The sequence below is a fragment of the Thalassotalea sediminis genome (assembly GCF_030295915.1).
Taxonomy (GTDB): Bacteria; Pseudomonadota; Gammaproteobacteria; order Enterobacterales; family Alteromonadaceae; genus Thalassotalea_C; species Thalassotalea_C sediminis.
The window spans coordinates 155,619-177,015 of sequence record NZ_AP027361.1; the positions used below are offsets into that span (position 1 = coordinate 155,619).

A 21,397-nucleotide genomic window follows, 5' to 3' on the forward strand; every position below is an offset into this window, starting at 1 on the left:
GAGGAAGAATAATGACTACTGATACTATTCACGACTCGCATGAGCACGATCATCATGATCACAAAATGACGGGTATAAAACGTTGGTTATACACTACAAATCATAAAGATATTGGTACCTTATATTTATGGTTTGCTTTTATTATGCTGCTCGTTGGCGGTGCGCTTGCGATGTTAATTCGTTTAGAGCTCTTTCAACCAGGGCTGCAATTTGTTGAACCTGATTTCTTTAATCAGTTAACGACAGTGCATGGTTTAATTATGGTATTTGGTGCCATAATGCCAGCCTTTACCGGGTTTGCAAACTGGATGATACCAATGATGGTAGGCGCGCCAGACATGGCACTACCAAGAATGAATAATTGGAGTTTTTGGATACTGCCATTTGCATTTGCCATCTTATTATCTTCGTTCTTTATGGAGTCTGGGGCGCCTAACTTCGGTTGGACATTTTATGCTCCACTCTCAAGTACCTACTCAAATGGTAGTACAGCATTTTTTGTTTTTGCCGTGCATATCATGGGGGTCTCATCAATCATGGGGGCGATTAACGTAATAGTCACCATCATGAACATGAGAGCACCAGGCATGACGTATATGAAAATGCCATTATTCGTGTGGACGTTTTTTATTACCGCCTATTTATTGATTGCGGTAATGCCTGTTCTGGCAGGCGTAGTTACTATGGTATTAACCGATACTTATTTTGGAACAAGCTTTTTTGACGCCGCAGGTGGTGGAGATCCTGTTATGTTTCAACATATTTTCTGGTTCTTTGGTCATCCTGAAGTGTACATCATGATATTGCCAGCCTTTGGTATCGTGTCGACGATTATTCCAACGTTTGCGCGCAAAAAGTTATTTGGTTACAGCTCAATGGTGTATGCAACTGCCTCAATTGCATTTCTATCGTTTATTGTTTGGGCGCATCACATGTTTACTACTGGTATGCCGCTATTTGGTGAGTTGTTCTTCATGTACTGTACGATGTTAATAGCCGTTCCCACAGGTGTAAAAGTGTTTAACTGGGTTGCGACCATGTGGCGTGGTGCTATGACCTTCGAAATACCGATGATGTTTTCTATCGCCTTTGTAATTTTGTTTACGATTGGCGGGTTTTCCGGTTTGATGTTGGCGCTTACCCCTGTAGATTTTCAATATCACGATACCTACTTTGTTGTTGCTCACTTCCATTATGTATTGGTGACTGGATCGTTATTTTCTATCTATGCCGGAGCCTATTATTGGTTACCTAAATGGACAGGACATATGTACAGCGACAAATTAAGTAAAGCGCATTTTTGGTGCTCATTAATTTCGGTCAATATTCTATTCTTCCCAATGCACTTCTTAGGGTTAGCGGGTATGCCTCGCCGTATCCCTGATTATGCATTGCAGTTTGCTGACTTTAATAAGTGGGTAAGTATTGGCGGTTTTGCATTTGGCTTGTCGCAACTAATTTTCTTAGTCGTTGTTATTAAGTGTATTAGAGGTGGTAAAAAAGCAGAAGCAAACCCTTGGCAGGCGAGTGAAGGGTTAGAGTGGACCGTACCAAGTCCAGCGCCATATCACACGTTTGAAACACCACCCAAAATTGACTAACGATAATAATGACGCGTTTACGCTTAGATAGGTTAGGAGAAAATATGTCTAAAGGTACCGAGCAAAATAATCAAAAAACAGTAAAGAAATTGGTTTTGATAGTCTTTGCAATGTTTGGTTTTGGCTTTGCTTTGGTGCCTTTATATGATGTTTTCTGTGATATTACTGGCCTGAATGGCAAAACATCGAATGTTGCAGCACAGGAAAATCAAGCTGGCATTGATAAAAGTAGGGTAATTACGGTTCAGTTTATCAGCCATTTATCTAAGGGGATCCCTTGGCAATTTGCACCTATGGTTAAAGAAATCAAAGTGCACCCAGGAGAAATGAAACTCGTCAAATTTTACGCGAAAAATGAAGCCGCTCGCGACATTATTGGTCAAGCAGTACCATCTGTTTCACCAGGAAGAGCGGCTAATTATTTTCAAAAAATAGAATGTTTTTGTTTTAATCAGCAACCATTGAAAGCACAAGAAGATGTTGAGATGGCTTTGCAATTTTACGTGGATACTGAGCTTCCTGAAGAGGTTAGTACCATTACGTTATCTTATACTTTGTTCGATATAACAGGGCGAGTAGAGTCTTGATGATTACGGCGAAAACGTAGGGGAAAGAACATGACAACAAAAGAATATGAGTCGTATTATGTACCAGCACAAAGTCACTGGCCTATTGTAGGGGCAGTCGCTTTATTTTTAATTGCTATTGGTGCAGCTAATTATGTTACTGAGTTAAAGAATGAAGAAGCTGGTTTTGGAGGTTACATACTGTTGGCCGGTATCGCACTGGTTATTTACATGGTTTACGGTTGGTTCAGTAACGTTATCAATGAATCAATGGCTGGAAAATACAGCCATCAAATGGACAACTCTTTCCGACAAGGGATGAGTTGGTTTATTTTTTCGGAAGTGATGTTTTTCGCCGCTTTCTTTGGTGCATTATTTTATGCTCGAATGTATTCAGTGCCATGGTTAGGTGGTGCTGGAAACAACGCCATGACCTTTGAAGTACTCTGGCCTGAATTTACCGCTCAATGGCCATTAATCAAAACACCCGATGGCACAACCACAACAGGTATGGGGTGGTATGGGCTTCCGCTCATCAACACTATCTTGTTATTAACCTCTTCAGTAACCGCTCATTTCGCTCACATTGCGTTAGAAAAAGACAACAGAACGCAATTAAAGCTGTGGTTAGGGCTTACAATATTATTAGGCTTGGTTTTTCTGTTTTGCCAAGGATTAGAATATGCCCATGGTTATGCTGAAGAAATGAGACTTTTCCTGACCAGTGGTATTTATGGTAATACGTTTTATATGCTTACAGGCTTTCATGGTATGCATGTTACCTTAGGTACAGTGATGTTAATTGTCATGTTTATCCGCGTATTTAAGGGGCACTTCACTCCTCAAAATCACTTTGCCTTTCAAGCGACGAGTTGGTATTGGCACTTTGTTGATGTAGTTTGGGTGCTGTTGTTTGTATTTGTTTATATTCTTTAACGTGAGTGAACAGGTACGCGTTAGCGTACCTGTGTTAATAGGGGCGAGGGTTTGGTGTTATTACGCCGGTTAAAATACCTATTAATAACAACAAGACGATTAACACTGATGTCATAACACGACGGCCAATAAACTTTGACATACTTGGCTTGTTTGGATCGTTTTTGTTCATTAAACGCAGGGCTTGAAACAAGTTGTAAATCATAAAAATAAGTAACCCAATGATGATTATTTTAATAATCATTGTTCCTCCTTGTTAACTCTCTATCGGTGTTGTATGAAGGTAGCAAAAGTAATAGATTATCTATCTCAACTAAATTGGCTACTTGTTGCCTTTACTTTGCTCGTCTTTATCGGATTAATCAAGCTTGGTTTTTGGCAACTATCTCGGGCTGTTGAAAAAGAACAGCGCATTGCACGTATCGAAGCCGTCCAAGATGCTGCCTATTACTCACTGACAGACGTATTATCATTGAATGTTCAAGAAAACATTAATGATTTACCACTAAAAATTTCTGGTACTTTTGATGAAAAATTCACGTTTTTATTGGATAACCAAACCTTTAACGGACAAGTAGGATATCGAGTACTACAGGTTGTATCGACCAATATGGGGGCAGTACTCGTAAATATGGGGTGGATTAAGGGGAATAAGAGTCGGTATATATTGCCTAACTTTAAAGCAGAAACTGGACAGCATATTGTTAAAGGACATGTCAGGCTTGTTGAGTCTGGTATTACTTTAGCTGAACAAAATTACACTAATGTCACTTGGCCATTGCGTATTCAACAAATCGAATTGGATAAATTTTCTCACATTATTGGTCAAAAATTGTTGCCCTTTGTCTTGTACTTAGATAAAAAAGAGGACATAGGGTTTAAGAAAAATTGGCAGGCTATTGTGATGCCACCTGAAAAACATCGAGGCTACGCCTTTCAATGGTTTTCATTGGCTACGGCATGGATGTTGTTGATGGTATCTGCCAGTTTATTTTTTTATAAAAACCAAAATAATAATAATTAAGGATCCCAATGTCAGCAGTAAAGAGTAACCTTGCGCGTAAAGCCTTTATCACTGTCATTATCGTATTTGCTTTGCCAGTGATATTAGCGAAACTGGCATTAAACTATCAATGGTTTGATTACGGTGTGACTAATTATGGACAGCTATATTCCACACCAATATCTCTTGCTGATTTGTCACTGAACGAACACGACATAAATGAGCAGTGGTTATTACTTTACGTTCCAAATAAAGATTGCCGTCATGTTTGCCAACAAGCACTTACTACCCTAAACAGTACGTTTGTTCTCTTGGGTAAAGAAATACCACGCGTAACACCCGTTATTCTGTCTGAAGAAGAGCTGTTTTCAACGCATCGTGAACAATTAACGCATCGAAAATGGCAGCAATGGTCGTTAACGCGTAAAGCAACATCAAGGTTAAAAGAAGGTGAAGTTATTATTGTTGACCCTTTAGGTAACTTGGTTTTGAAGCATCAAACACCAGTTTCGGACACATCTTTAGTTACTTTCGGTAAAGAAGTACTTGCTGATATGAAAAAATTATTAAAATATTCTAGGGTTGGTTAATCGTATGCAAGATAGAAAAATAATAACGATAAGAAAACTTGTATTCATCAGTATACTGTTAGCGATTTTAGTCGTTACTTTGGGCGCATATACTCGGCTGACACATGCAGGGTTAGGTTGTCCAGACTGGCCTGGCTGTTACGGCCATTTAGACGTTCCAAATACAGAGGAGCAGATCGCGAAAGCAGAACTTGCCTTTCCTGAACGCCCTGTAGAAGCGCATAAAGCATGGAATGAGATGATTCATCGCTATTTTGCAGGCACTTTGGGCTTATTTATTTTGTTTATCGCCATTATGAGCTTTCGTGCTCGACATGTAGGATCTCCTGTCTTTTTGCCTTTGCTTATCTTGCTGGTGGTTGTATTTCAAGCAGCGTTAGGAATGTGGACCGTAACCATGAAACTGATGCCTATCGTTGTTATGGGACATTTACTCGGTGGCTTCACGACACTATGTTTACTCTTTTTATTATACCTACGGCTAAACCCTTACAGAGTACCAGGAGGGGATGTTGCCGTTAGGCGATATGCGCGTTTTGGTATTATTGGCATTGTTTTACTTGTTGCCCAAATTGGCCTTGGCGGCTGGACATCATCTAACTATGCGGCATTGGTTTGTACAGAACTGCCAATTTGCCAAGGGAATTGGACGCAAGAATTAACTTTTGAAAATTCATTTGATTTGATCCCACCTGAAAAAGATTCTTATGAATTTGGCCATCTACAACATGATGAGCGCGTGACTATTCATGTAATGCATAGGTTTGGCGCTATCATCGTTAGTCTTTATTTACTGTGGTTGATCGTTGCGGTATTTAGAAAGGCACATAGTCAGTTCTTTAAAACCTGTGTCGTGGGTTTGTTCGCTATTTTACTTGCCCAAATAGGTTTGGGGGTCAGTAATATTGTGTTTTCTTTACCGCTGTTCGTTGCGGTAAGCCACAATGTTGTCGCTGCATGTTTGTTACTCATGCTGATTTTTCTTACCTACAGTTTAAAAAGAAAGGCATAAAGGGAATAGTTATGGCATCTGCACAAAATATCATTGAAAGAGCATCAGCAAATTCTTGGCGGGATTATTATGAAATAACGAAACCTCGTGTTGTTGCACTATTAGTGCTGACTGCGTTAGTCGGTATGTGTCTCTCAGTACCCGGAGCAATTCCTTGGCAAATACTTGTTCCAGCAATTATTGGTATTGGTTTTTTGTCTTCTGCTGCCGCGGCAATAAATCATATCGTAGATGAACGTATTGATAGTGTTATGGCAAGAACCCATAATCGACCTGTTGCTACAGGGCGGTTAACAACGACCCAAGCTACAGTTTTTGCGGCAGCATTAGCAATTGTTGGCTTTATTACTTTATTTGGCTTCGTCAACCCATTAACTGCTTGGTTAACGCTCGCGGGTCTTGTAGGTTACAGCTTTGTTTACACTATGTATTTAAAAAGAGCGACACCACAAAATATAACCATTGGCGGGCTAGCTGGTGCCATTCCACCTTTACTTGGTTGGACAGCCGTTACCAATGAAATTCACCCAAACGCTTTATTATTGGTACTTCTTATCTTTACTTGGACGCCACCTCACTTCTGGGCATTAGCAATTCATCGAAAAGATGACTATGCCAAAGTAAATATCCCGATGTTACCGGTAACTCATGGTGTTAACTTTACTAAAACTCAGATTTTGCTATATACCATTTTATTGTTTGTTGTTGGTTTGTTGCCCTACTTGGTCGGTATGAGCAATTGGTTATATTTGGCTGGCGCTATTACGCTTAACCTTATTTTCTTTGTTTATGCGTGGAAATTAAAGTTTAATGCCGATGAGAATACCGCAATGGATACCTTTAAGTTTTCAATTATTCACTTAATGTTATTATTTATCATTCTACTTGTAGATCATTATCTATTACCCGTTTAAATAAAGGATTTTTTGTGAATAAGTTTCTCATTATTATTGTTGCATGTGTTGCACTTGCCTGTGGTACTTTTTTATACAAAAGTGCGTTTGATAAGCCTTTACCAGAACACTCTTTGTATTACCAAACACCTCGCAATATAGAACCATTTAGCATGACGGCACATACGGGTGATAGCTTTGGTAAAGCACAGCTTGCAGGGAAGTGGTCGTGGGTTTTCTTTGGTTATACGTCTTGTCCTGACGTGTGTCCTACGACCTTACAAGAATTGAATTTTAGTTATGATGAGCTAAAAAAGGTTGCCGATAACACACAAGTACTGCTTGTCTCTGTTGATCCACAGCGTGATAGCGTGGCACGATTGGCAGAGTATATTGCTTATTTCAATAAGGAATTTATCGCCTTGAGTGCCGACCATTCAGTGCTTTTTCCTTTTGCCAGAAATCTAGGTCTAATGTACGCTATTACTGATGAAGCGCAAGGTTCAAGCTACCTTGTTGACCATAGCGCTTCTATTGTCTTGATTAACCCACAGGGAAAAATTGCGGCGATTTTTAAACCCAACCATGAAGTTGGACAAGTGCCTACTATATCCGGCGAGCAGCTAGTAAGTGACTTTACCCGAATTGTAGCACTTGAACGTTAGCTTTTCGTGTTTTCAAGTAAACGATTAATGCGGGTACCAACTGCCATCTTTATTTAATATAAACCAAGGTTTAGAGTACCAATAATAACGCCCAGGTTTCTCTATACTTGGGGCTGTGCAATTACTACGCACTCTACCCGTAGGAAGTGGCTTAGTGAAAGTAACTGTGAAGCTTTTGTCATCGAGCCATTCTATTGGTTGTTTGCCTAGCGTTGTTACGTAACAATTAAGCTGGTGTTGGCGAAAATCTTTGCTGTTAACCGTCATGGTTAGATGCGTTAATGAACCCTGCGTATAAATGGTTTGCGCATCTTTGTCGGATATTGACATGGATATTGGTAACGCATTGATTTTATCTTTTAAACTCGACAATTTGTCATATGGCTGTGACGCCGGAAAACGAGGAACACTCGTTAGATCTGTATGTAGGCCTACAGCACCACTTTGTTGTGAGAATGCGATGAATTGCTGTTGTTCTAATAACTGCTGAATACGAGGAGAAAACTCTCCGTAAGGATAGGCAAAGTATTGCCAAGACTGTCCTGTTTCTGCCTTAATTTTTTTCTCTGCTTTTTTAAGTAAAGCGATTTTTTGTGCTAGCCAAGTATTAATATTCATATCGTTAGGAACACGAGCCCAAGATTCATGTTCAAAGCCATGATTCGCGATAATCACGCCGTCATCCGCCATGGCTTTTAACTGTGGCCAAGTTAAGTAGTGATCAGAGCCTTTATCAACAATGCCGGGGTTGATAAAGATAGTAAAAGGAAATTGATGTTTATCGAGTATTGGCTTTGCGTTTTCTAAGATATCTAAATATGCGTCATCGAAGGTAATAACGACACTTTTATCTGGAAGAGGTTTTTGTTGTTTTATCGCGTCTATTACGTTATTCAGTGCAAGCACTTTAAAATCATTATCTGCTAAGTATTGCATATGCTTAGCAAATTGTTGCGGTGTAATACTAGTGCTTGCAGGTGTGTCTTCACTAACGTGGTGATACTGTAAAATAACACTAGCTTGTGCAGGGACGGCGATAACAAATAACGTCAATAGGAAATGAACTAAAATTGCTTTTAATGATTTCATGGAACGAGCTTTCCTTAGAATGAATTACTGTTATAGTTTAGCACTATCTAAGACGTGACTCGATCAGATAAGTAGGCGTTTGTTGAAAAACGCTGCTTCTTTTTCGCATGATTGCGCACCTTATCTCATTTTAGGTATTAATAGCCGTATAATTATGTCCTACATTACTCATCGTCAACTCTTTGCTTTAGCAATCCCCATGATACTGTCAAACGTAACGGTGCCGCTTTTAGGTTTAGTTGATACAGCTGTTATCGGGCATTTGTCACATGCTTACTACCTTGGAGGTAGCTCTGTTGGTGCAATGATCGTAACAGTAATTACTTGGTTATGTGGTTTCTTGCGCATGTCTACAACAGGATTAGCAGCGCAAGCATTTGGTCAGCAAGACAATACACAAAGTTGTAAGGTATTAATGAAAGGAGTAGTGCTTGCGTTCATTATTGCGCTTGTGGTGCTGATGTTCCAAAAGCCTTATTTAGCTATGGCAATTGAACTATCAGGCGCCAGTGAGCAAGTGGCGTTTTATGCCGCCGAATATGCGCAGGTTCGTATTTGGGGACTTCCAGCGGCACTTATTAACCTAGTACTCATTGGTTGGCTATTAGGCAACCATAAAGCTAAGGCCGTAATGTGGTTACTTATTGCGACTAACGTTATCAACTTAGTGCTCGATTTACTTTTTGTGGTGGTTTTTGAATGGCAAGTAAAAGGGTTAGCGCTAGCAACCTTGATTGCCGAATACTCTTCGCTCTTAATTGCAAGTATGATTGTATTTTATAGTCAGCAAAGCTATTGGCGAAAACTCACTTGGCAAAGGGTTACTGGCTTATTGACTCACGCTTCACTGAAGCAATATTTTGCTTTAAATAGAGACATATTAATTCGAACACTTTCTTTGCAAACCTGTTTCGTTTTTATAACCTTTCAAGGTGCTCGCTTAGGGGATAATGTGGTTGCAGCGAATGCCATTTTGATGAATTTTTTACTGTTTATTTCCTTTGGTTTAGATGGTATTGCAAATGCTGCTGAAGTACTTGCTGGTAAAGCAAAGGGTGCTAAAAAGCCAGAAATGCTTAATCGTGTATTATCGTTATGTCTATTTTGGACTTTAATCTTTGCTGCGGTTTATAGTTTATTTTTTTATGTAGGTGGCCACTGGATGATTCGTATCATTTCAGACATCGAACCTGTTGTGACTTTTGCCGATCAATTTTTGCCTTGGATTACTGTTCTGCCGCTAGTCGCTTGTTGGAGTTATTTGTATGATGGGATATATATTGGGCTGACACAAGCTAAAACTATGCGAAATAGTATGTTGATTTCTACCTTTGCTGTGTTCTTTCCAAGTTGGTATTTAGGCCAATCGTTAGGTAATCATGGGTTATGGCTAGCGTTTACTTTGTTTATGGCGTCAAGAGGTTTGACATTATGGTTAAATTATCGACGTTATGGCCACCGATTTATTCAGGCATAAAAAAGCCGAATCAACTGATCCGGCTTGTCGCTCTTATTCTAAAGGGCTTAGTAATATGAGTGCTCACCCCTTTGGTGTTCAGTCATATCTTTTACGCCTTTTATCTCATCGCCCATCAGGTCGATAAGTTGCTTCTCGATACCATCTTTTACGGTTACGTCGATTTGGCTGCATCCATTACAGCCACCACCAAACTGAAGAACAGCATAGCCATCTTCGGTGATTTCCATCAACGTGCATTCTCCACCATGTCCAGCCAACTGTGGATTTACTTCAGCCTTAATAAAATAATCAATACGATCAAATAATGGCGCATCATCAGCGACTTTACGCAATTTAGCGTTAGGTGCTTTAAGGGTTAGCTGTGAGCCCATTTGGTCGGTAACAAAATCAATTTCCGCTTCTTCAAGAAAGGGTTTGCTATCAGCATCGATATAAGCTGAAAAGCCTTCAAAAGATAATTTAATGTCTTCTGGTTCTACGGCATCTGCCGGACAATATGAGACACCACATTCTGCACTCGCGGTACCCGGATTAACAACAAAAACACGAATGCTCGTACCTTCAGCTTGTTGTTCTAGCAACTTAACGAAATGTGCTTGAGCATTTTCTGAAATGGTGATCATAATCTTTGTACACTCTTACTGATTAGAAAAAATACATATACTTGAGTGAAATAGTCAAGTATGTAGTTATTTTACTCTTGATAGCAATGATCTTCCAGTGATGATTTGCTGAAGCACATTATTTCAGGTTGATAAATGATAAATAGAGATAAAAAAGAGATAACAATCAAGGCTTTTTAAAGGTAAATGCTGGATGGGCTATTGAGAGTTTGTTATGTTGTCGGCGTCAACGTTATGGGATTATATCTATGCACAAGCAATTAATTTTTTTGGTGATACTCACAAGCTTATTGAGTTTTACTGTCAATGCTAAGAAGGTTACTGGTTATTTACCAAATCACAGCTTTTCTGATCATATTGTAACACCTGAGACTCATTTAGGTTTTGAACTCGGTGAACGGCATATTCGTCATGATCAGCTTGTTCGTTATATGGAGAAGGTTGCGTCGCAGTCTGAGCGAGTACAATTAACTGATATTGGTTTCACACAAGAAATGCGTCGGCAGATCTTGGTAACAATCTCATCACCAGAGAACTTAAAAAAGTTACCAACGTTATTGGCGCAAAAAAATAAGGGCGATACGTCAGGTGATCCTATAGTTGTTTGGCTAGGATATTCTGTTCATGGTGATGAAATTAGCGGTGCTAATGCGTCTTTGGCTGTTGCTTACCATTTAGCAGCAAGCCAAGATAAATCTATCGATGAAATGTTAGCTGATACAATTATTGTACTCGAACCAAGTTTAAACCCTGACGGTATGGATCGTTTTACAACGTGGGTAAACACACATCGTGGAACAGCGCCTAATGCAGACCCAAATCATATCGAACATCATCAAGATTGGCGCACAGGCAGAACGAATCATTTTGGCTTTGATCTTAACCGAGACTGGCTATTACTATCACAAAAAGAGAGTCGTAATCGCATCTCATATTTCCATCAGTATCAACCACATGTACTTGGGGATTTTCATGAGATGGGCGCGAATAGCACTTTTTTCTTTCAACCAGGTATTCCTACCAGAACACACCCTTTAACGCCAAAGCGTAATACTGAATTAACGCAATTATTGGCAACTTTTCATAGTGCTGCTTTAGATGCAGAGAATCGACTTTATTACAGTCAAGAAAGCTTTGACGATTTTTACTATGGTAAAGGTTCAACATATCCTGATATCAACGGCGGCATTGGTATTCTATTTGAACAAGCTAGCAGTCGAGGTTACCAACAACAAAGCATTAATGGTTTACTGACGTTTGAATATGGCGTAAAGAACCAAGTATTAACATCATTATCAACCATTAATGGTGCATGGAAAAATAAAGAGACTTTCAGAAAATACCGTGCCAAGTTTTATAATGACGCAATGAAAGCGGCTGAAAACGAAAAAATTAATGGTTATTTAATCTCAGAAGCCAATGATAGCCAACGTTTAACGCACTTTTTAGAGAAGCTAGCGTTACATCAAATTGATATTTATCCATTAACTGAAGATTTTCGTGCTGGTAAGAAAACATACAAGAAAGCATCGAGCTTCTATGTACCACTTGCGCAGAAACAATACCGCGTAATACAAGCGTTGTTTAGTCAGGGCACTAATTTTCAGGATAATACATTCTATGATGTGTCCGGTTGGACGATGCCACTTGCAATGGATATCGATTTTATTCCACTTGCTCGTACTCGTGGATTAGATGTTGCGAAAACAACATGGCAACCGCAAAATGTTGAAGTTGAAATGCCTGATAAAAGTGCATATGCGTATGCGTTCGAATGGCACCACATGTATTCAGCAAAACTGTTAAATAAGCTTTTAACATTAGGTGTTAAAGCAAGAGTGGCTACCAAGAAGTTTTCGTCAATCATTAATGGGCAAACGCATAACTTTAAAGCGGGTACTATTGTAATACCAGCGGGTATACAAACGGGTACGCAATGGCGAGATCAGGTTGCAAAGTATAGCCAATCAACAGGTATCGAAATATTTAATATTGCGACTGGTTTAACCATTGAAGGTATTGATTTAGGTTCTCGTTCAATGCACGCATTGACACCTGTTAAACCGCTGTTAGTAGGCGGCAAAGGAAGTTCACAATATGAAGCAGCTGAACTACGTTATTACCTTGATGACATGCTAAATATACCATTAACAGTTGTAGAGCAAGCGCGTTTGCCACGGTTAAATTTCGCATCATATAGTCATATTTTTCTTGTCGATGGCAATTATAATGCATTAAGTAAGAAAACGGTGGAACGTTTAAAACGATGGCTCTCGAACGGCGGCACTATTTTTGCGCAAAAACGCGCTGCTAAGTGGCTTGCAGACAAGGAAATTTTGCAAGTTAAATTAGTTGATAAAGAAGAAATCAATGCATTATTTTCAATAGATGGGCTACGCTATCAAGATAAAGAACGCTTATCTGCGCGCAAACGAATTGCCGGCGCAATATTTCAGTCTGAGTTAGATTTGAGTCACCCGTTAACATACGGATTTAGTAACGATACGCTACCAATGTTTAAAAATAGTACGCTGATAATGGACACAGTTGATACTGCCTTTAACATTGTAGCGAAGCATACACCAACGCCTTTATTAAGTGGCTATACAGACAAAAACCTCGTTAACAAAATAGCACGCAGCCCTGCACTTGTGGCGCACAATGTTGGCAGAGGACGCGTAATTGCAACGCCTAATGTTTTTGCTTTTAGAGGATATTGGTTAGGAAGCGCTAGACTATTGTCTAATAGTTTGTTCTTTGCTAAAGCGTTTAGCGCCTCAGCTAACTAAGCATTTGGTAATGACAGGGCAATTGCCATTACGGTAATTGCCTCTACACCATGTTGTTTTAATAACTGACTAATTATATTAACTGTAGTGCCTGTTGTGACAACATCATCGAATAAAATCACATGTTTCGGAAAGGTTACTTCTTGATTTATAGTGAAATCTTTTGCCATTAATCGTCTTCTTTGCGAACCAGAATAGCCAACCTGACTAGCGTGTTGGCGAACTCTTGATATGGCATGCGGTAAGTATTGACACTTCACTATTTTTGCAAAGTATCTTGCAATCAGATGGCTTTGATTATAACCCCTTTTTCGCCATGTACTAATGTGACTAGGCACAACCAATAGTGTTGTATCTTGTATGACCGTATGTGTTCTTTTATTCATCATGACCAGCAAATTTGCAAGTAATTTACTAAGCTCGAAGCGATGGTTGAACTTTAATTGTAATAGCCAGTTGTCAAAGGGAAATTGATATGGAGCAACGCATACTAAGTGATCAAAAGAGCGTTTCGGTATCAATCGTGCAACCGCTGGCCATTGCAGTAAGTCATTATGTATTTTTTGATAGTGAAATAGTGGTAGGTCGTGTAAGCAATACCTGCACAGCAAAGGCAACGCATTGGCTTGTTGGTGACATAAGTCACAACAACTAAGTTTGATCAGTAACTTATGATAATGCTTAACTATGTGTTTTATAATAGGTTGGTTCAAGGGTATTAATTCCATTTAATGCCTTCTTTGATTAAACTACGCCAGATTTTGTACTTTAGTAAAGTAATGGTATTAGCATGGCAAATGTTTTGAAATATGCGAGTGAAGGAAGTGGATTTCCTATCGTTTTTATTCATGGTTGGGGATTGAATGGCGGTATTTGGCAGCCACTCGCTGAAAGACTTGCTAGCGATTTTCGTGTCATTACAATTGATATGCCAGGGTATGGTAAAAATCATACGGTATCATGTCATCCATATTCTCTCGCTAATGTCGCACAGCAAATATGTACTGTAGTTACTGAACCCGCAGTTTATATTGGTTGGTCACTTGGAGGGTTAGTGGCAAATCAAATTGCGTTAGATTTTCCCGAAAAAACTAAAGCACTGGTTAATATTGCGAGTACGCCATTCTTTGTACAGCAAAATCAATGGCCTGGTATTGATAGAACGGTATTAACAAATTTTCATAATCAATTATCGCTAGATACTAAAAAAACCATCGAGAGTTTTCTAAAAATTCAGGCAATGGGTAGTCCGCACCTTCGCCAAGATGTGAAAAAAATTCGTGAGCTTGTTATGGCATTACCGATGGCTGATAAAACGACTTTAGATCAATCGTTGAATTTACTTGAAAGCACTGATCAACGCAGCAGGCTTGGTGATATTAAAGCGCCATACCTTCGTATGTATGGAAAATTAGATGGGTTAGTACCCAAAACGGTGATAAATAAAATCGATCAATTGTCGCCAAATAGTGACCATGTAATCTTTGAAAAGTCTTCACATGCCCCCTTTATAAGTGAGCCTGAAACTTTCACCGAAAGTCTTTATTCATGGCTTAGTCAAACCTTGCGTCAAAACTAGGTAAAACTTTACATTTAGCCCGTTTTGATTAATAATTAAACAGATTGTGTTTTGATTGATATCAGCTGTCTATAACCGGCTTATCTGGTTGTTGTGATATTGAGGAGAAGTGAATGAACATTAATTCAGCGTTTAACTCTGGTGTAGAAGGGTTTCAAAAAGCAACTGAAACGGCTAACCAAGCCGCGGCAGATATTGCGCGCTCAGTCGGATATAACCCCGAAGAACCAACAATAGGTCAACAAGAAAATGATAACATAGGCGAGCAAAATAATGCCTCTGGTGATCTTGCAGACTTAAATAAATCTATTGTTGAAACACGCGTTGCAGAATACCAAGCGAAAGCGTCGGCCAATGTGATTAAAACAGCAGATGAAAACCTTGGCACTTTATTAGATGTAAGTGTGTAGTTGATGAATATAACGACGCAAGCGACAGTTATTCCTGTACCGACGGTTACCAATCCGTCTACGGAAGCTCTGCGTCGTGAAAACGTGCAAAGAGAGGTTATAACTCAACCCGCTGCGGCGCAGCAGTCAGCAAAAGAAAAAGGAGCGCCGTCAGAAAGAGAACGCGCTCGAACACCAGCCCAAAATAATGAACAAATTGATTTTGAGCAGCTACGTAAAAGAGCCGAAATCGCAAACGCTACCATCACAGAAGATAATAGCGGCGAAGGTTCAGAAAACCAAGAAAATGCCGACGATTCACGCCAGGCCTCAAATACCAATGAAGATGAAAACCAATCACGCAATGGCGATAACGGCGATATAACTGAGCCAGATTTTGTTGACCAACAACAGATACGTAAACTTCAAAACCGTGATAGAGAAGTGCGTTCGCACGAACAAGCTCATGCGACTGCAGGTGGCGCGTATACGGGTGCACCAAGCTATAGCTTTGAAGTGGGCCCTGATGGTAAAAAATATGCAGTAGAAGGTGAAGTGTCGGTTGATTTGTCACCGATAAAAGGTGATCCAAGAGCAACGATAGCGAAATTGCAGAAAGTATATAACGCTGCTTTAGCACCTGCTAACCCTTCTGTACAAGATAGTCGAGTAGCAAATAAGGCTGCTCAGTTAATTGTGCAAGCGCAGTCAGAATTGTATGCAAACTCGCAAGAAGCCTTAGAGCAAACTAAGCGAGAGAATGCACGCGTTGTAATCGATACCAGTGATCGATTTGCATATAATGAAGACGGTGAACAGACAGAAAATGACTTCGACCAGCAAATACAACAAACACTTGATGCACAAGAACAAATTGCACCTAATCGCACGGCGAAAATTGAAAAAGCTGCTGTTGTGATTGAAAGCTTGTACAGTAATGTACATCAAGCATATGAAAAACCCTCTCGTTCTCAATTTGAACTAACTGCTTAGCATTCTATTTACTTTAAACTGTTTTTATCAATTATGGCTTGCACACATGCACGCGAAGACATGAGCAATGACATTGCGAATAGACTTTCGCTCGTGTAATATAAATCAAGTTGTATATACAATTTGAACGGGATAATTAAGTCAATGACATACCAATTGCACCAAGGTACTGTACCTCTTCTAATTAGTATGCCTCATAACGGTAGTGAGGTGGCTGAAGAAATCGCTTTAAACATGACAGACAAAGGCTTATCTTCACAAGATACTGATTGGTATAAGGATAGGCTTTACCATTTTGCTAAAGCATTAGGTGCATATATTATTATGCCGAAATATAGCCGTTATGTGATTGACCTTAATCGTGATCCTAACGGTGTAGATCTTTACCCTGGTGCAAATTCAACAGAGCTTTGCCCAACAACAGCCTTTGATATGACACCACTTTACCTTGAAGGCAAAGCGCCTGATCATAATGAGGTTGCACGCAGAATTACGCAGTATTGGTTACCTTATCATCAAGCACTAGAGACCACACTTAATGATATAAAAGCAAAATTCGGGTGTGCGGTGCTTCTTGAAGCGCATTCCATTAAATCAGTTGTACCGAGATTTTTTGACGGACAACTACCTGATTTTAATTTTGGTACTTCTGAAGGAAGAAGTTGTGATCCCGCGCTGTTAGCTATGATTGAAAAACTTAATTTTGCCCCCTATAGCAGCATTTCTAATGGTCGTTTTAAAGGTGGCTATATTACCCGTCATTACGGTAGTCCTTCAGATAACATTCATGCTGTACAGCTTGAGCTGTCACAGCGCACATATATGGAAGAAGAAAGCTTAGAATATTGCCACAATAAAGCTCAGCAGGTCATTCCTAAATTGAATCAACTCGTCTGTTGCTTGATTGAGTTTGCCCGAAGTAGAGGGAAATAAAATGAATATTTATGGTAAAAACATCTTACTTAATACAGGCTGGGTTGAGGATAAAACATTAGTGATTGATGACGGCACTATTGTTGACATTGTCGATGGTAAATTACCCAATGCCGAAGCATTAAATATTATCATACCAGGTATGATTAATTGCCATTCTCATGCCTTTCAAAGAGCTTTTGCGGGATTTAGTGAGCAGGGAAGTGAGGGTCAAGATAGCTTTTGGACTTGGCGTAAAGTTATGTATCAGTTTCTTGCTAAACTAACTGATAAAGATGCAGAAATCATTGCCACACAGCTGTACATAGAAATGCTAAAAATGGGTTATACGCGAGTAGCAGAATTTCATTATTTGCATCATAACCAACAGGGTAACAAATACCAATCATTAGCGACGATGGCTAGGTCCATTTTTTGTGCGGCTAAAAATACCGGCATCGGCTTAACGATGTTACCGGTGCTTTATCAATATAGTGGTTTTAGTCAACAACAGCCTAACGACGGTCAAAAGCGTTTTATAAATGACGTTAGTCAATTTAACGCATTGGTATCGGAATGCTTTGATATAAGTAAAGGTATTGAAAATACTAATGTTGGTATTGCTCCACATTCTTTAAGAGCGGTAGACAAAGCGTCATTGCACTATGCAGTTAAACATGTCAGAAGTTTAGCTTCTGACGCACCGATCCATATTCATATTGCTGAACAGCAGAAAGAAGTAGCTGATTGTATTGCTCATTACAACAAAAGGCCCGTGCAATGGTTGTTTGATAATATCGATGTGGATCAACATTGGTGCTTAATACATGCCACGCATATAGATGAGCAAGAAAGAAAACTGATGGTTGAAAAGGGCGTAATCGCTGGTATTTGCCCAACTACAGAAGCAAATCTTGGTGATGGCATTTTTCCAACGGCTGAATATGTCAACGAAGGTGGAATATTCGCAATAGGTTCAGATAGCCATATTTCGGTGAACCCTGTTGAGGAGCTACGTTGGCTAGAGTATGCGCAACGACTTATTCGTCAGCAACGTGCTTTATTAGCATCAACTGATGTACCCTCTGTGGGCCAATACTTATGGCAAAAAGCGGCACAAGGTGGTGCGATAAGTACAAGCAGTAATACCGGTGAGTTGGCTATTGGCAAACAAGCTGATTTATTAGTACTAGATGATTCGCAAATGCGTTTATTTGCTAAAAGTAGGATGCACCTCTTGGACAGTTTAGTTTTCGCAAGCCAAAAGCCAAGCATTGAGCACGTTATGGTTAACGGTACTTGGGTTATTCGTGACGGACAACATCCCAAGCAAGCACAAGCCGAGCAGCAATTTGCTCAGCTTCTTGATACCGTTACTGCCTAAAACAATGACTGATATTTAGCAATCGTGTTACAGACTACCTTTTGATTTTCTTGATGTAATTTCGGTGAACGTTTTTTTTCTGTGCAATACTCCGCAAAAAACGTTTTTACCGAATTACGTGAACTCGTGATTTGCTTAACGTATTCGTGTTCACTTTCGTTAAAACGTTCCAATTTGCTTTCTAAATCACGGTACACTTTATTTGGGTTTAAACGTACTTTAGTATCAGTCGCATCATTAAAGGTAGATAACAAATAGTCTTTTTGTTCTAAATACCATTCTTCAAGCTCTGGTTGTGGGTAAAAATGCAAAAATAATGCAATTGCCACGATTAAGATCAATAAATTCTTCATAGCATGTCGTATAATGGAAACCTATTGATAGAATAATAAATTAATCCTCAACAATATACGTCTTTTTACTATATCGATAGTATTAAAAAGCGCGATATTGTCCCTTTTCGACGTTTAGATTAGGACTTATTGTGAAAAAAGAGCAAGATAACGCTAAAAAGCGATTAGACATTCCAGTAAAAAATATAAAGGTTGAACGCCCCAGTCCTGTTCAAGAGTATAAGCCTCGTGATCAAATTTATGTGCGCAAAGTACAGGGCTTTTTTCAGCAGTTAAGACAGAAAATGAACTTTTTCTTTTTAGGGCTGTTCGCACTATTACCATGGCTAACATATAATGGCCATCAAGCAATTCTATTAGATATTGCTAATCAAAGGTTTACATTATGGGGGCTGACATTGTGGCCCCAAGATTTAACCTTGCTTGCATGGCTATTTATCGTCAGCGCATTTCTACTCTTTTTTGTTACCACCTTTTTAGGGCGAGTTTGGTGTGGCTACCTATGTCCACAGACTGTTTGGACATTTATATTTATATGGTTTGAAGAAAAAATTGAAGGCAGTGCCAATCAACGAAAAAAACTTGATAGCCAAAAACTGAATTTTAATAAATTTTGGCGCAAAGCATTAAAACACAGTTGTTGGTTGTTTTTTTCATTACTTACATCGCTCACGTTCGTTGGTTATTTCGCTCCTGTAGAGCAAGTGTTTTTAGATTTTTTTACCTTCAATAGCTCGTTGGTGACAGTGGCTATTGTTCTATTTTTTGCTTTTTGTACTTACGGAAATGCAGGCTGGATGCGAGAAATTATGTGTTTACACATGTGTCCTTATGCTCGCTTCCAATCAGCGATGTTTGATAAAGATACGTTAACGGTTTCATATGATTATAATCGTGGTGAAAGCAGAGGACCTCGATCACGAAAACAAGATCCAAAGGAACTTGGACTTGGTGATTGTATTGATTGTAATTTATGTGTGCAAGTGTGCCCTACAGGCATAGACATTCGTAACGGGTTACAATATGAATGTATAAACTGTGGTGCCTGTGTTGACGCTTGTGATGGTGTGATGGAGCGCATGAAGTACGATAAAGGTCTTATTCGCTATACGACTGAACATGAATTAGAAGGCAAGAAAGTTCACTTAATTCGTTCTAAATTAATTGGCTATGCGATTGTACTTTTCGTGATGACAAGTTTGTTGGCTTGGGAGATCACCCATCGTTTGCCTGTATCATTAGATATCATTCGTGATAGAACAGAGTTAGCAAAAGAAAACTTCAATGGTGAGATTGAAAATGTCTATACGTTGAAGATTTTAAATAAATCACAAACGGATAATACCTATCGTTTATCTGTGAAAGGAATAGACAATATTCAATGGCATGGGCCGCAAGAAGTAGATGTTAAAGCCGCAAGTGTTTATACACTGCCAATGAGTATTTCAGCTGACCCATATGACATTGATGGCTATATGACAGATATTACTTTCGTTATTGAGTTAGTTTCAGATGAAGATGAGGTATCATTAGAGCACGAATCTCGATTTTTCAATAAGCGCTAATGTCAGTATTTAATTTTAGTTCGCTGTCTCCGGATCTCATTCTCGATGGTATCGAGTCAACAGGATTGATTGTAGACAGTGGACTCCTACCGTTAAACAGTTATGAAAACAGGGTTTATCAGTTTCAGGATGAAGAAAAAGTAAAATTTGTCACTAAATTTTATCGTCCACAACGCTGGCGGCCTGAGCAAATTCAAGAAGAACATGACTTTGCCTTTGAGTTGCAAGCGCACGAGTTGCCTATTGTTGCACCGTTGAAAGTAAGGGGTAAATCATTATTTGAACATCAAGGTTTTCATTTCGCCTTATACCCTTGTCGTGGTGGACGAATATTCGAAGTTGATAACTTAGAACAACTCGAATGGATGGGACGATTTGTCGGACGAATTCATGCGGTGTCGGCAAAGCATTGCTTTACCTCTCGACCGACAATTTCTACTGATGAATTTGTCATCGAAGCAATAGAAACAATAAAAACTTCCGGTTATGTTCCTGACTCACTACATTCGCCATTTTTCACTATTTTAGAGCAAGTGGCGGCATTGTGTATTGAGCAATATCAAGCGACAAATCTTATTCGTTTACATGGCGATTGTCATGCAGGTAATATTCTTTGGCGAGACGAAGGGCCTCATTTTGTCGATTTAGATGATTGTCGCATGGGACCAGCGATTCAAGATCTTTGGATGATGCTTTCGGGCGACCGTCAGCAACAAGTTTTGCAACTTGATACATTATTGTCAGGTTATGAAGAGTTCTGTGAATTTGATAGCAAAGAACTTGCGCTTATCGAATCTTTGCGTACTATGCGGGTGATAAATTATATTGCATGGTTGTGCCGACGTTGGCAAGATCCTGCATTTCCAATGAATTTTCCATGGTTTAATACCGAGAAATATTGGGAAGAACAAATTTTGATGTTAAAAGAGCAATATTCAGCGCTTCAGCAAGCGCCAATCTCATTGCTACCATAAT

At 39.4% G+C, this 21,397-nt stretch carries 22 protein-coding genes; 17 read left to right on the forward strand and 5 right to left on the reverse strand.

Features of this window, described 5'->3' with window-relative positions; all coding sequences use genetic code 11:
- The first annotated feature begins 11 nt into the window (after window positions 1-11).
- Genes ctaD through QUE09_RS00700 form a run of 3 tightly spaced genes read left to right on the forward strand, consistent with a single transcriptional unit; the run spans window position 12 to window position 3,103 of the window.
- Window positions 12-1,601 carry a cytochrome c oxidase subunit I gene (ctaD, locus tag QUE09_RS00690; RefSeq protein WP_286234300.1) on the forward strand — a complete coding sequence of 530 codons (1,590 nt, stop codon included), beginning with the start codon at window positions 12-14 and terminating at the stop codon, window positions 1,599-1,601.
- A gap of 44 nt (window positions 1,602-1,645) precedes the next feature.
- The gene (locus QUE09_RS00695) at window positions 1,646-2,188 is read left to right on the forward strand and encodes a cytochrome c oxidase assembly protein (RefSeq protein ID WP_286234301.1); all 543 of its coding nucleotides are present in this window, start codon (window positions 1,646-1,648) and stop codon (window positions 2,186-2,188) included.
- A 30-nt stretch (window positions 2,189-2,218) separates the two neighbouring features.
- Window positions 2,219-3,103 carry a cytochrome c oxidase subunit 3 gene (locus QUE09_RS00700; RefSeq protein WP_286234302.1) on the forward strand — a complete coding sequence of 295 codons (885 nt, stop codon included), beginning with the start codon at window positions 2,219-2,221 and terminating at the stop codon, window positions 3,101-3,103.
- 34 nt (window positions 3,104-3,137) lie between these two features.
- Here QUE09_RS00700 and QUE09_RS00705 read toward each other — a convergent pair whose 3' ends face one another.
- Window positions 3,138-3,347, reverse strand: coding sequence for a DUF2909 family protein (locus QUE09_RS00705; protein WP_286234303.1), 210 nt, complete (start codon window positions 3,345-3,347; stop codon window positions 3,138-3,140).
- Window positions 3,348-3,380: 33 nt separating this feature from the next.
- Here QUE09_RS00705 and QUE09_RS00710 point away from each other — a divergent pair, with 33 nt between their 5' ends.
- The 5 genes from QUE09_RS00710 to QUE09_RS00730 are packed head-to-tail and all read left to right on the forward strand — an operon-like array spanning window position 3,381 to window position 7,266.
- Entirely contained in the window at window positions 3,381-4,127 is a 747-nt protein-coding gene (locus QUE09_RS00710) for an SURF1 family protein (RefSeq protein ID WP_286234304.1), read from the forward strand.
- An 8-nt stretch (window positions 4,128-4,135) separates the two neighbouring features.
- Window positions 4,136-4,696, forward strand: a complete 561-nt coding sequence (locus tag QUE09_RS00715; protein WP_286234305.1) for a redox-active disulfide-containing membrane protein — start codon at window positions 4,136-4,138, stop codon at window positions 4,694-4,696.
- 28 nt (window positions 4,697-4,724) lie between these two features.
- Window positions 4,725-5,708, forward strand: a complete 984-nt coding sequence (locus tag QUE09_RS00720; RefSeq protein ID WP_434017488.1) for a COX15/CtaA family protein — start codon at window positions 4,725-4,727, stop codon at window positions 5,706-5,708.
- A complete protein-coding gene (cyoE, locus tag QUE09_RS00725) occupies window positions 5,705-6,622 on the forward strand; it encodes a heme o synthase (RefSeq protein WP_434017490.1) in 918 nt (305 codons plus the stop codon). Before QUE09_RS00720 ends, cyoE begins: the two co-directional genes overlap by 4 nt.
- 14 nt (window positions 6,623-6,636) lie before the next feature.
- Complete coding sequence (locus QUE09_RS00730) at window positions 6,637-7,266, forward strand: SCO family protein (RefSeq protein ID WP_286234308.1); 630 nt, start codon at window positions 6,637-6,639, stop codon at window positions 7,264-7,266.
- A 24-nt stretch (window positions 7,267-7,290) separates the two neighbouring features.
- Here QUE09_RS00730 and QUE09_RS00735 read toward each other — a convergent pair whose 3' ends face one another.
- Window positions 7,291-8,355, reverse strand: coding sequence for a polysaccharide deacetylase family protein (locus QUE09_RS00735; RefSeq protein ID WP_286234309.1), 1,065 nt, complete (start codon window positions 8,353-8,355; stop codon window positions 7,291-7,293).
- A gap of 154 nt (window positions 8,356-8,509) precedes the next feature.
- Between QUE09_RS00735 and QUE09_RS00740 the strand changes: the two genes are divergently transcribed.
- The gene (locus QUE09_RS00740) at window positions 8,510-9,832 is read left to right on the forward strand and encodes an MATE family efflux transporter (protein WP_286234310.1); all 1,323 of its coding nucleotides are present in this window, start codon (window positions 8,510-8,512) and stop codon (window positions 9,830-9,832) included.
- 47 nt (window positions 9,833-9,879) lie between these two features.
- Here QUE09_RS00740 and nfuA read toward each other — a convergent pair whose 3' ends face one another.
- Window positions 9,880-10,458 carry a Fe-S biogenesis protein NfuA gene (nfuA, locus tag QUE09_RS00745; RefSeq protein ID WP_286234311.1) on the reverse strand — a complete coding sequence of 193 codons (579 nt, stop codon included), beginning with the start codon at window positions 10,456-10,458 and terminating at the stop codon, window positions 9,880-9,882.
- A gap of 248 nt (window positions 10,459-10,706) precedes the next feature.
- Between nfuA and QUE09_RS00750 the strand changes: the two genes are divergently transcribed.
- The gene (locus QUE09_RS00750) at window positions 10,707-13,247 is read left to right on the forward strand and encodes a M14 family zinc carboxypeptidase (protein ID WP_286234312.1); all 2,541 of its coding nucleotides are present in this window, start codon (window positions 10,707-10,709) and stop codon (window positions 13,245-13,247) included.
- On the opposite strand, the gene QUE09_RS00755 is transcribed toward QUE09_RS00750, so the two are convergent.
- Complete coding sequence (locus tag QUE09_RS00755) at window positions 13,244-13,975, reverse strand: ComF family protein (protein WP_286234313.1); 732 nt, start codon at window positions 13,973-13,975, stop codon at window positions 13,244-13,246. The two genes, QUE09_RS00750 and QUE09_RS00755, sit on opposite strands and share 4 nt — an antisense overlap.
- Window positions 13,976-14,037: 62 nt before the next feature.
- Here QUE09_RS00755 and bioH point away from each other — a divergent pair, with 62 nt between their 5' ends.
- The 5 genes from bioH (at window position 14,038) to QUE09_RS00780 (ending at window position 18,504) form a co-directional block, all read left to right on the forward strand.
- Window positions 14,038-14,826, forward strand: coding sequence for a pimeloyl-ACP methyl ester esterase BioH (gene bioH, locus QUE09_RS00760; RefSeq protein ID WP_286234314.1), 789 nt, complete (start codon window positions 14,038-14,040; stop codon window positions 14,824-14,826).
- A 113-nt stretch (window positions 14,827-14,939) separates the two neighbouring features.
- On the forward strand, window positions 14,940-15,236 hold the full coding sequence (locus QUE09_RS00765; RefSeq protein ID WP_286234315.1) for a hypothetical protein: 297 nt from the start codon (window positions 14,940-14,942) through the stop codon (window positions 15,234-15,236).
- 3 nt (window positions 15,237-15,239) lie between these two features.
- Window positions 15,240-16,208, forward strand: coding sequence for a putative metalloprotease CJM1_0395 family protein (locus tag QUE09_RS00770; protein ID WP_286234316.1), 969 nt, complete (start codon window positions 15,240-15,242; stop codon window positions 16,206-16,208).
- Between the two features lie 144 nt (window positions 16,209-16,352).
- Window positions 16,353-17,141, forward strand: coding sequence for an N-formylglutamate deformylase (gene hutG, locus QUE09_RS00775; RefSeq protein WP_286234317.1), 789 nt, complete (start codon window positions 16,353-16,355; stop codon window positions 17,139-17,141).
- Between the two features lies 1 nt (window position 17,142).
- Window positions 17,143-18,504 (forward strand): formimidoylglutamate deiminase, encoded by a 1,362-nt coding sequence (locus tag QUE09_RS00780; RefSeq protein WP_286234318.1) that lies wholly within the window; start codon window positions 17,143-17,145, stop codon window positions 18,502-18,504.
- Here QUE09_RS00780 and QUE09_RS00785 read toward each other — a convergent pair.
- Window positions 18,501-18,857, reverse strand: a complete 357-nt coding sequence (locus QUE09_RS00785) for a hypothetical protein (protein WP_286234319.1) — start codon at window positions 18,855-18,857, stop codon at window positions 18,501-18,503. The genes QUE09_RS00780 and QUE09_RS00785 overlap by 4 nt on opposite strands.
- 131 nt (window positions 18,858-18,988) lie before the next feature.
- Between QUE09_RS00785 and ccoG the strand changes: the two genes are divergently transcribed.
- Together ccoG and QUE09_RS00795 are read left to right on the forward strand one after the other, a co-directional pair.
- Window positions 18,989-20,422 carry a cytochrome c oxidase accessory protein CcoG gene (gene ccoG, locus QUE09_RS00790; RefSeq protein WP_286234320.1) on the forward strand — a complete coding sequence of 478 codons (1,434 nt, stop codon included), beginning with the start codon at window positions 18,989-18,991 and terminating at the stop codon, window positions 20,420-20,422.
- A complete protein-coding gene (locus tag QUE09_RS00795) occupies window positions 20,422-21,396 on the forward strand; it encodes a serine/threonine protein kinase (RefSeq protein WP_286234321.1) in 975 nt (324 codons plus the stop codon). The genes ccoG and QUE09_RS00795 overlap by 1 nt, the downstream gene beginning before the upstream one ends.
- The last annotated feature ends 1 nt before the right edge of the window (window position 21,397 follow it).

What these genes read in the sequence shown, in the direction of transcription:
- ctaD (WP_286234300.1), top strand. Translation starts at nt 12, where the DNA reads ATGACTACTGATACTATTCACGACTCGCATGAGCACGATCATCATGAT.
- QUE09_RS00695 (WP_286234301.1), top strand. Translation starts at nt 1,646, where the DNA reads ATGTCTAAAGGTACCGAGCAAAATAATCAAAAAACAGTAAAGAAATTG.
- QUE09_RS00700 (WP_286234302.1), top strand. Translation starts at nt 2,219, where the DNA reads ATGACAACAAAAGAATATGAGTCGTATTATGTACCAGCACAAAGTCAC.
- QUE09_RS00705 (WP_286234303.1), bottom strand. Translation starts at nt 3,347, where the DNA reads ATGATTATTAAAATAATCATCATTGGGTTACTTATTTTTATGATTTAC.
- QUE09_RS00710 (WP_286234304.1), top strand. Translation starts at nt 3,381, where the DNA reads ATGAAGGTAGCAAAAGTAATAGATTATCTATCTCAACTAAATTGGCTA.
- QUE09_RS00715 (WP_286234305.1), top strand. Translation starts at nt 4,136, where the DNA reads ATGTCAGCAGTAAAGAGTAACCTTGCGCGTAAAGCCTTTATCACTGTC.
- QUE09_RS00735 (WP_286234309.1), bottom strand. Translation starts at nt 8,355, where the DNA reads ATGAAATCATTAAAAGCAATTTTAGTTCATTTCCTATTGACGTTATTT.
- QUE09_RS00740 (WP_286234310.1), top strand. Translation starts at nt 8,510, where the DNA reads ATGTCCTACATTACTCATCGTCAACTCTTTGCTTTAGCAATCCCCATG.
- nfuA (WP_286234311.1), bottom strand. Translation starts at nt 10,458, where the DNA reads ATGATCACCATTTCAGAAAATGCTCAAGCACATTTCGTTAAGTTGCTA.
- QUE09_RS00750 (WP_286234312.1), top strand. Translation starts at nt 10,707, where the DNA reads ATGCACAAGCAATTAATTTTTTTGGTGATACTCACAAGCTTATTGAGT.
- QUE09_RS00755 (WP_286234313.1), bottom strand. Translation starts at nt 13,975, where the DNA reads ATGGAATTAATACCCTTGAACCAACCTATTATAAAACACATAGTTAAG.
- bioH (WP_286234314.1), top strand. Translation starts at nt 14,038, where the DNA reads ATGGCAAATGTTTTGAAATATGCGAGTGAAGGAAGTGGATTTCCTATC.
- QUE09_RS00765 (WP_286234315.1), top strand. Translation starts at nt 14,940, where the DNA reads ATGAACATTAATTCAGCGTTTAACTCTGGTGTAGAAGGGTTTCAAAAA.
- QUE09_RS00770 (WP_286234316.1), top strand. Translation starts at nt 15,240, where the DNA reads ATGAATATAACGACGCAAGCGACAGTTATTCCTGTACCGACGGTTACC.
- hutG (WP_286234317.1), top strand. Translation starts at nt 16,353, where the DNA reads ATGACATACCAATTGCACCAAGGTACTGTACCTCTTCTAATTAGTATG.
- QUE09_RS00780 (WP_286234318.1), top strand. Translation starts at nt 17,143, where the DNA reads ATGAATATTTATGGTAAAAACATCTTACTTAATACAGGCTGGGTTGAG.
- QUE09_RS00785 (WP_286234319.1), bottom strand. Translation starts at nt 18,857, where the DNA reads ATGAAGAATTTATTGATCTTAATCGTGGCAATTGCATTATTTTTGCAT.
- QUE09_RS00795 (WP_286234321.1), top strand. Translation starts at nt 20,422, where the DNA reads ATGTCAGTATTTAATTTTAGTTCGCTGTCTCCGGATCTCATTCTCGAT.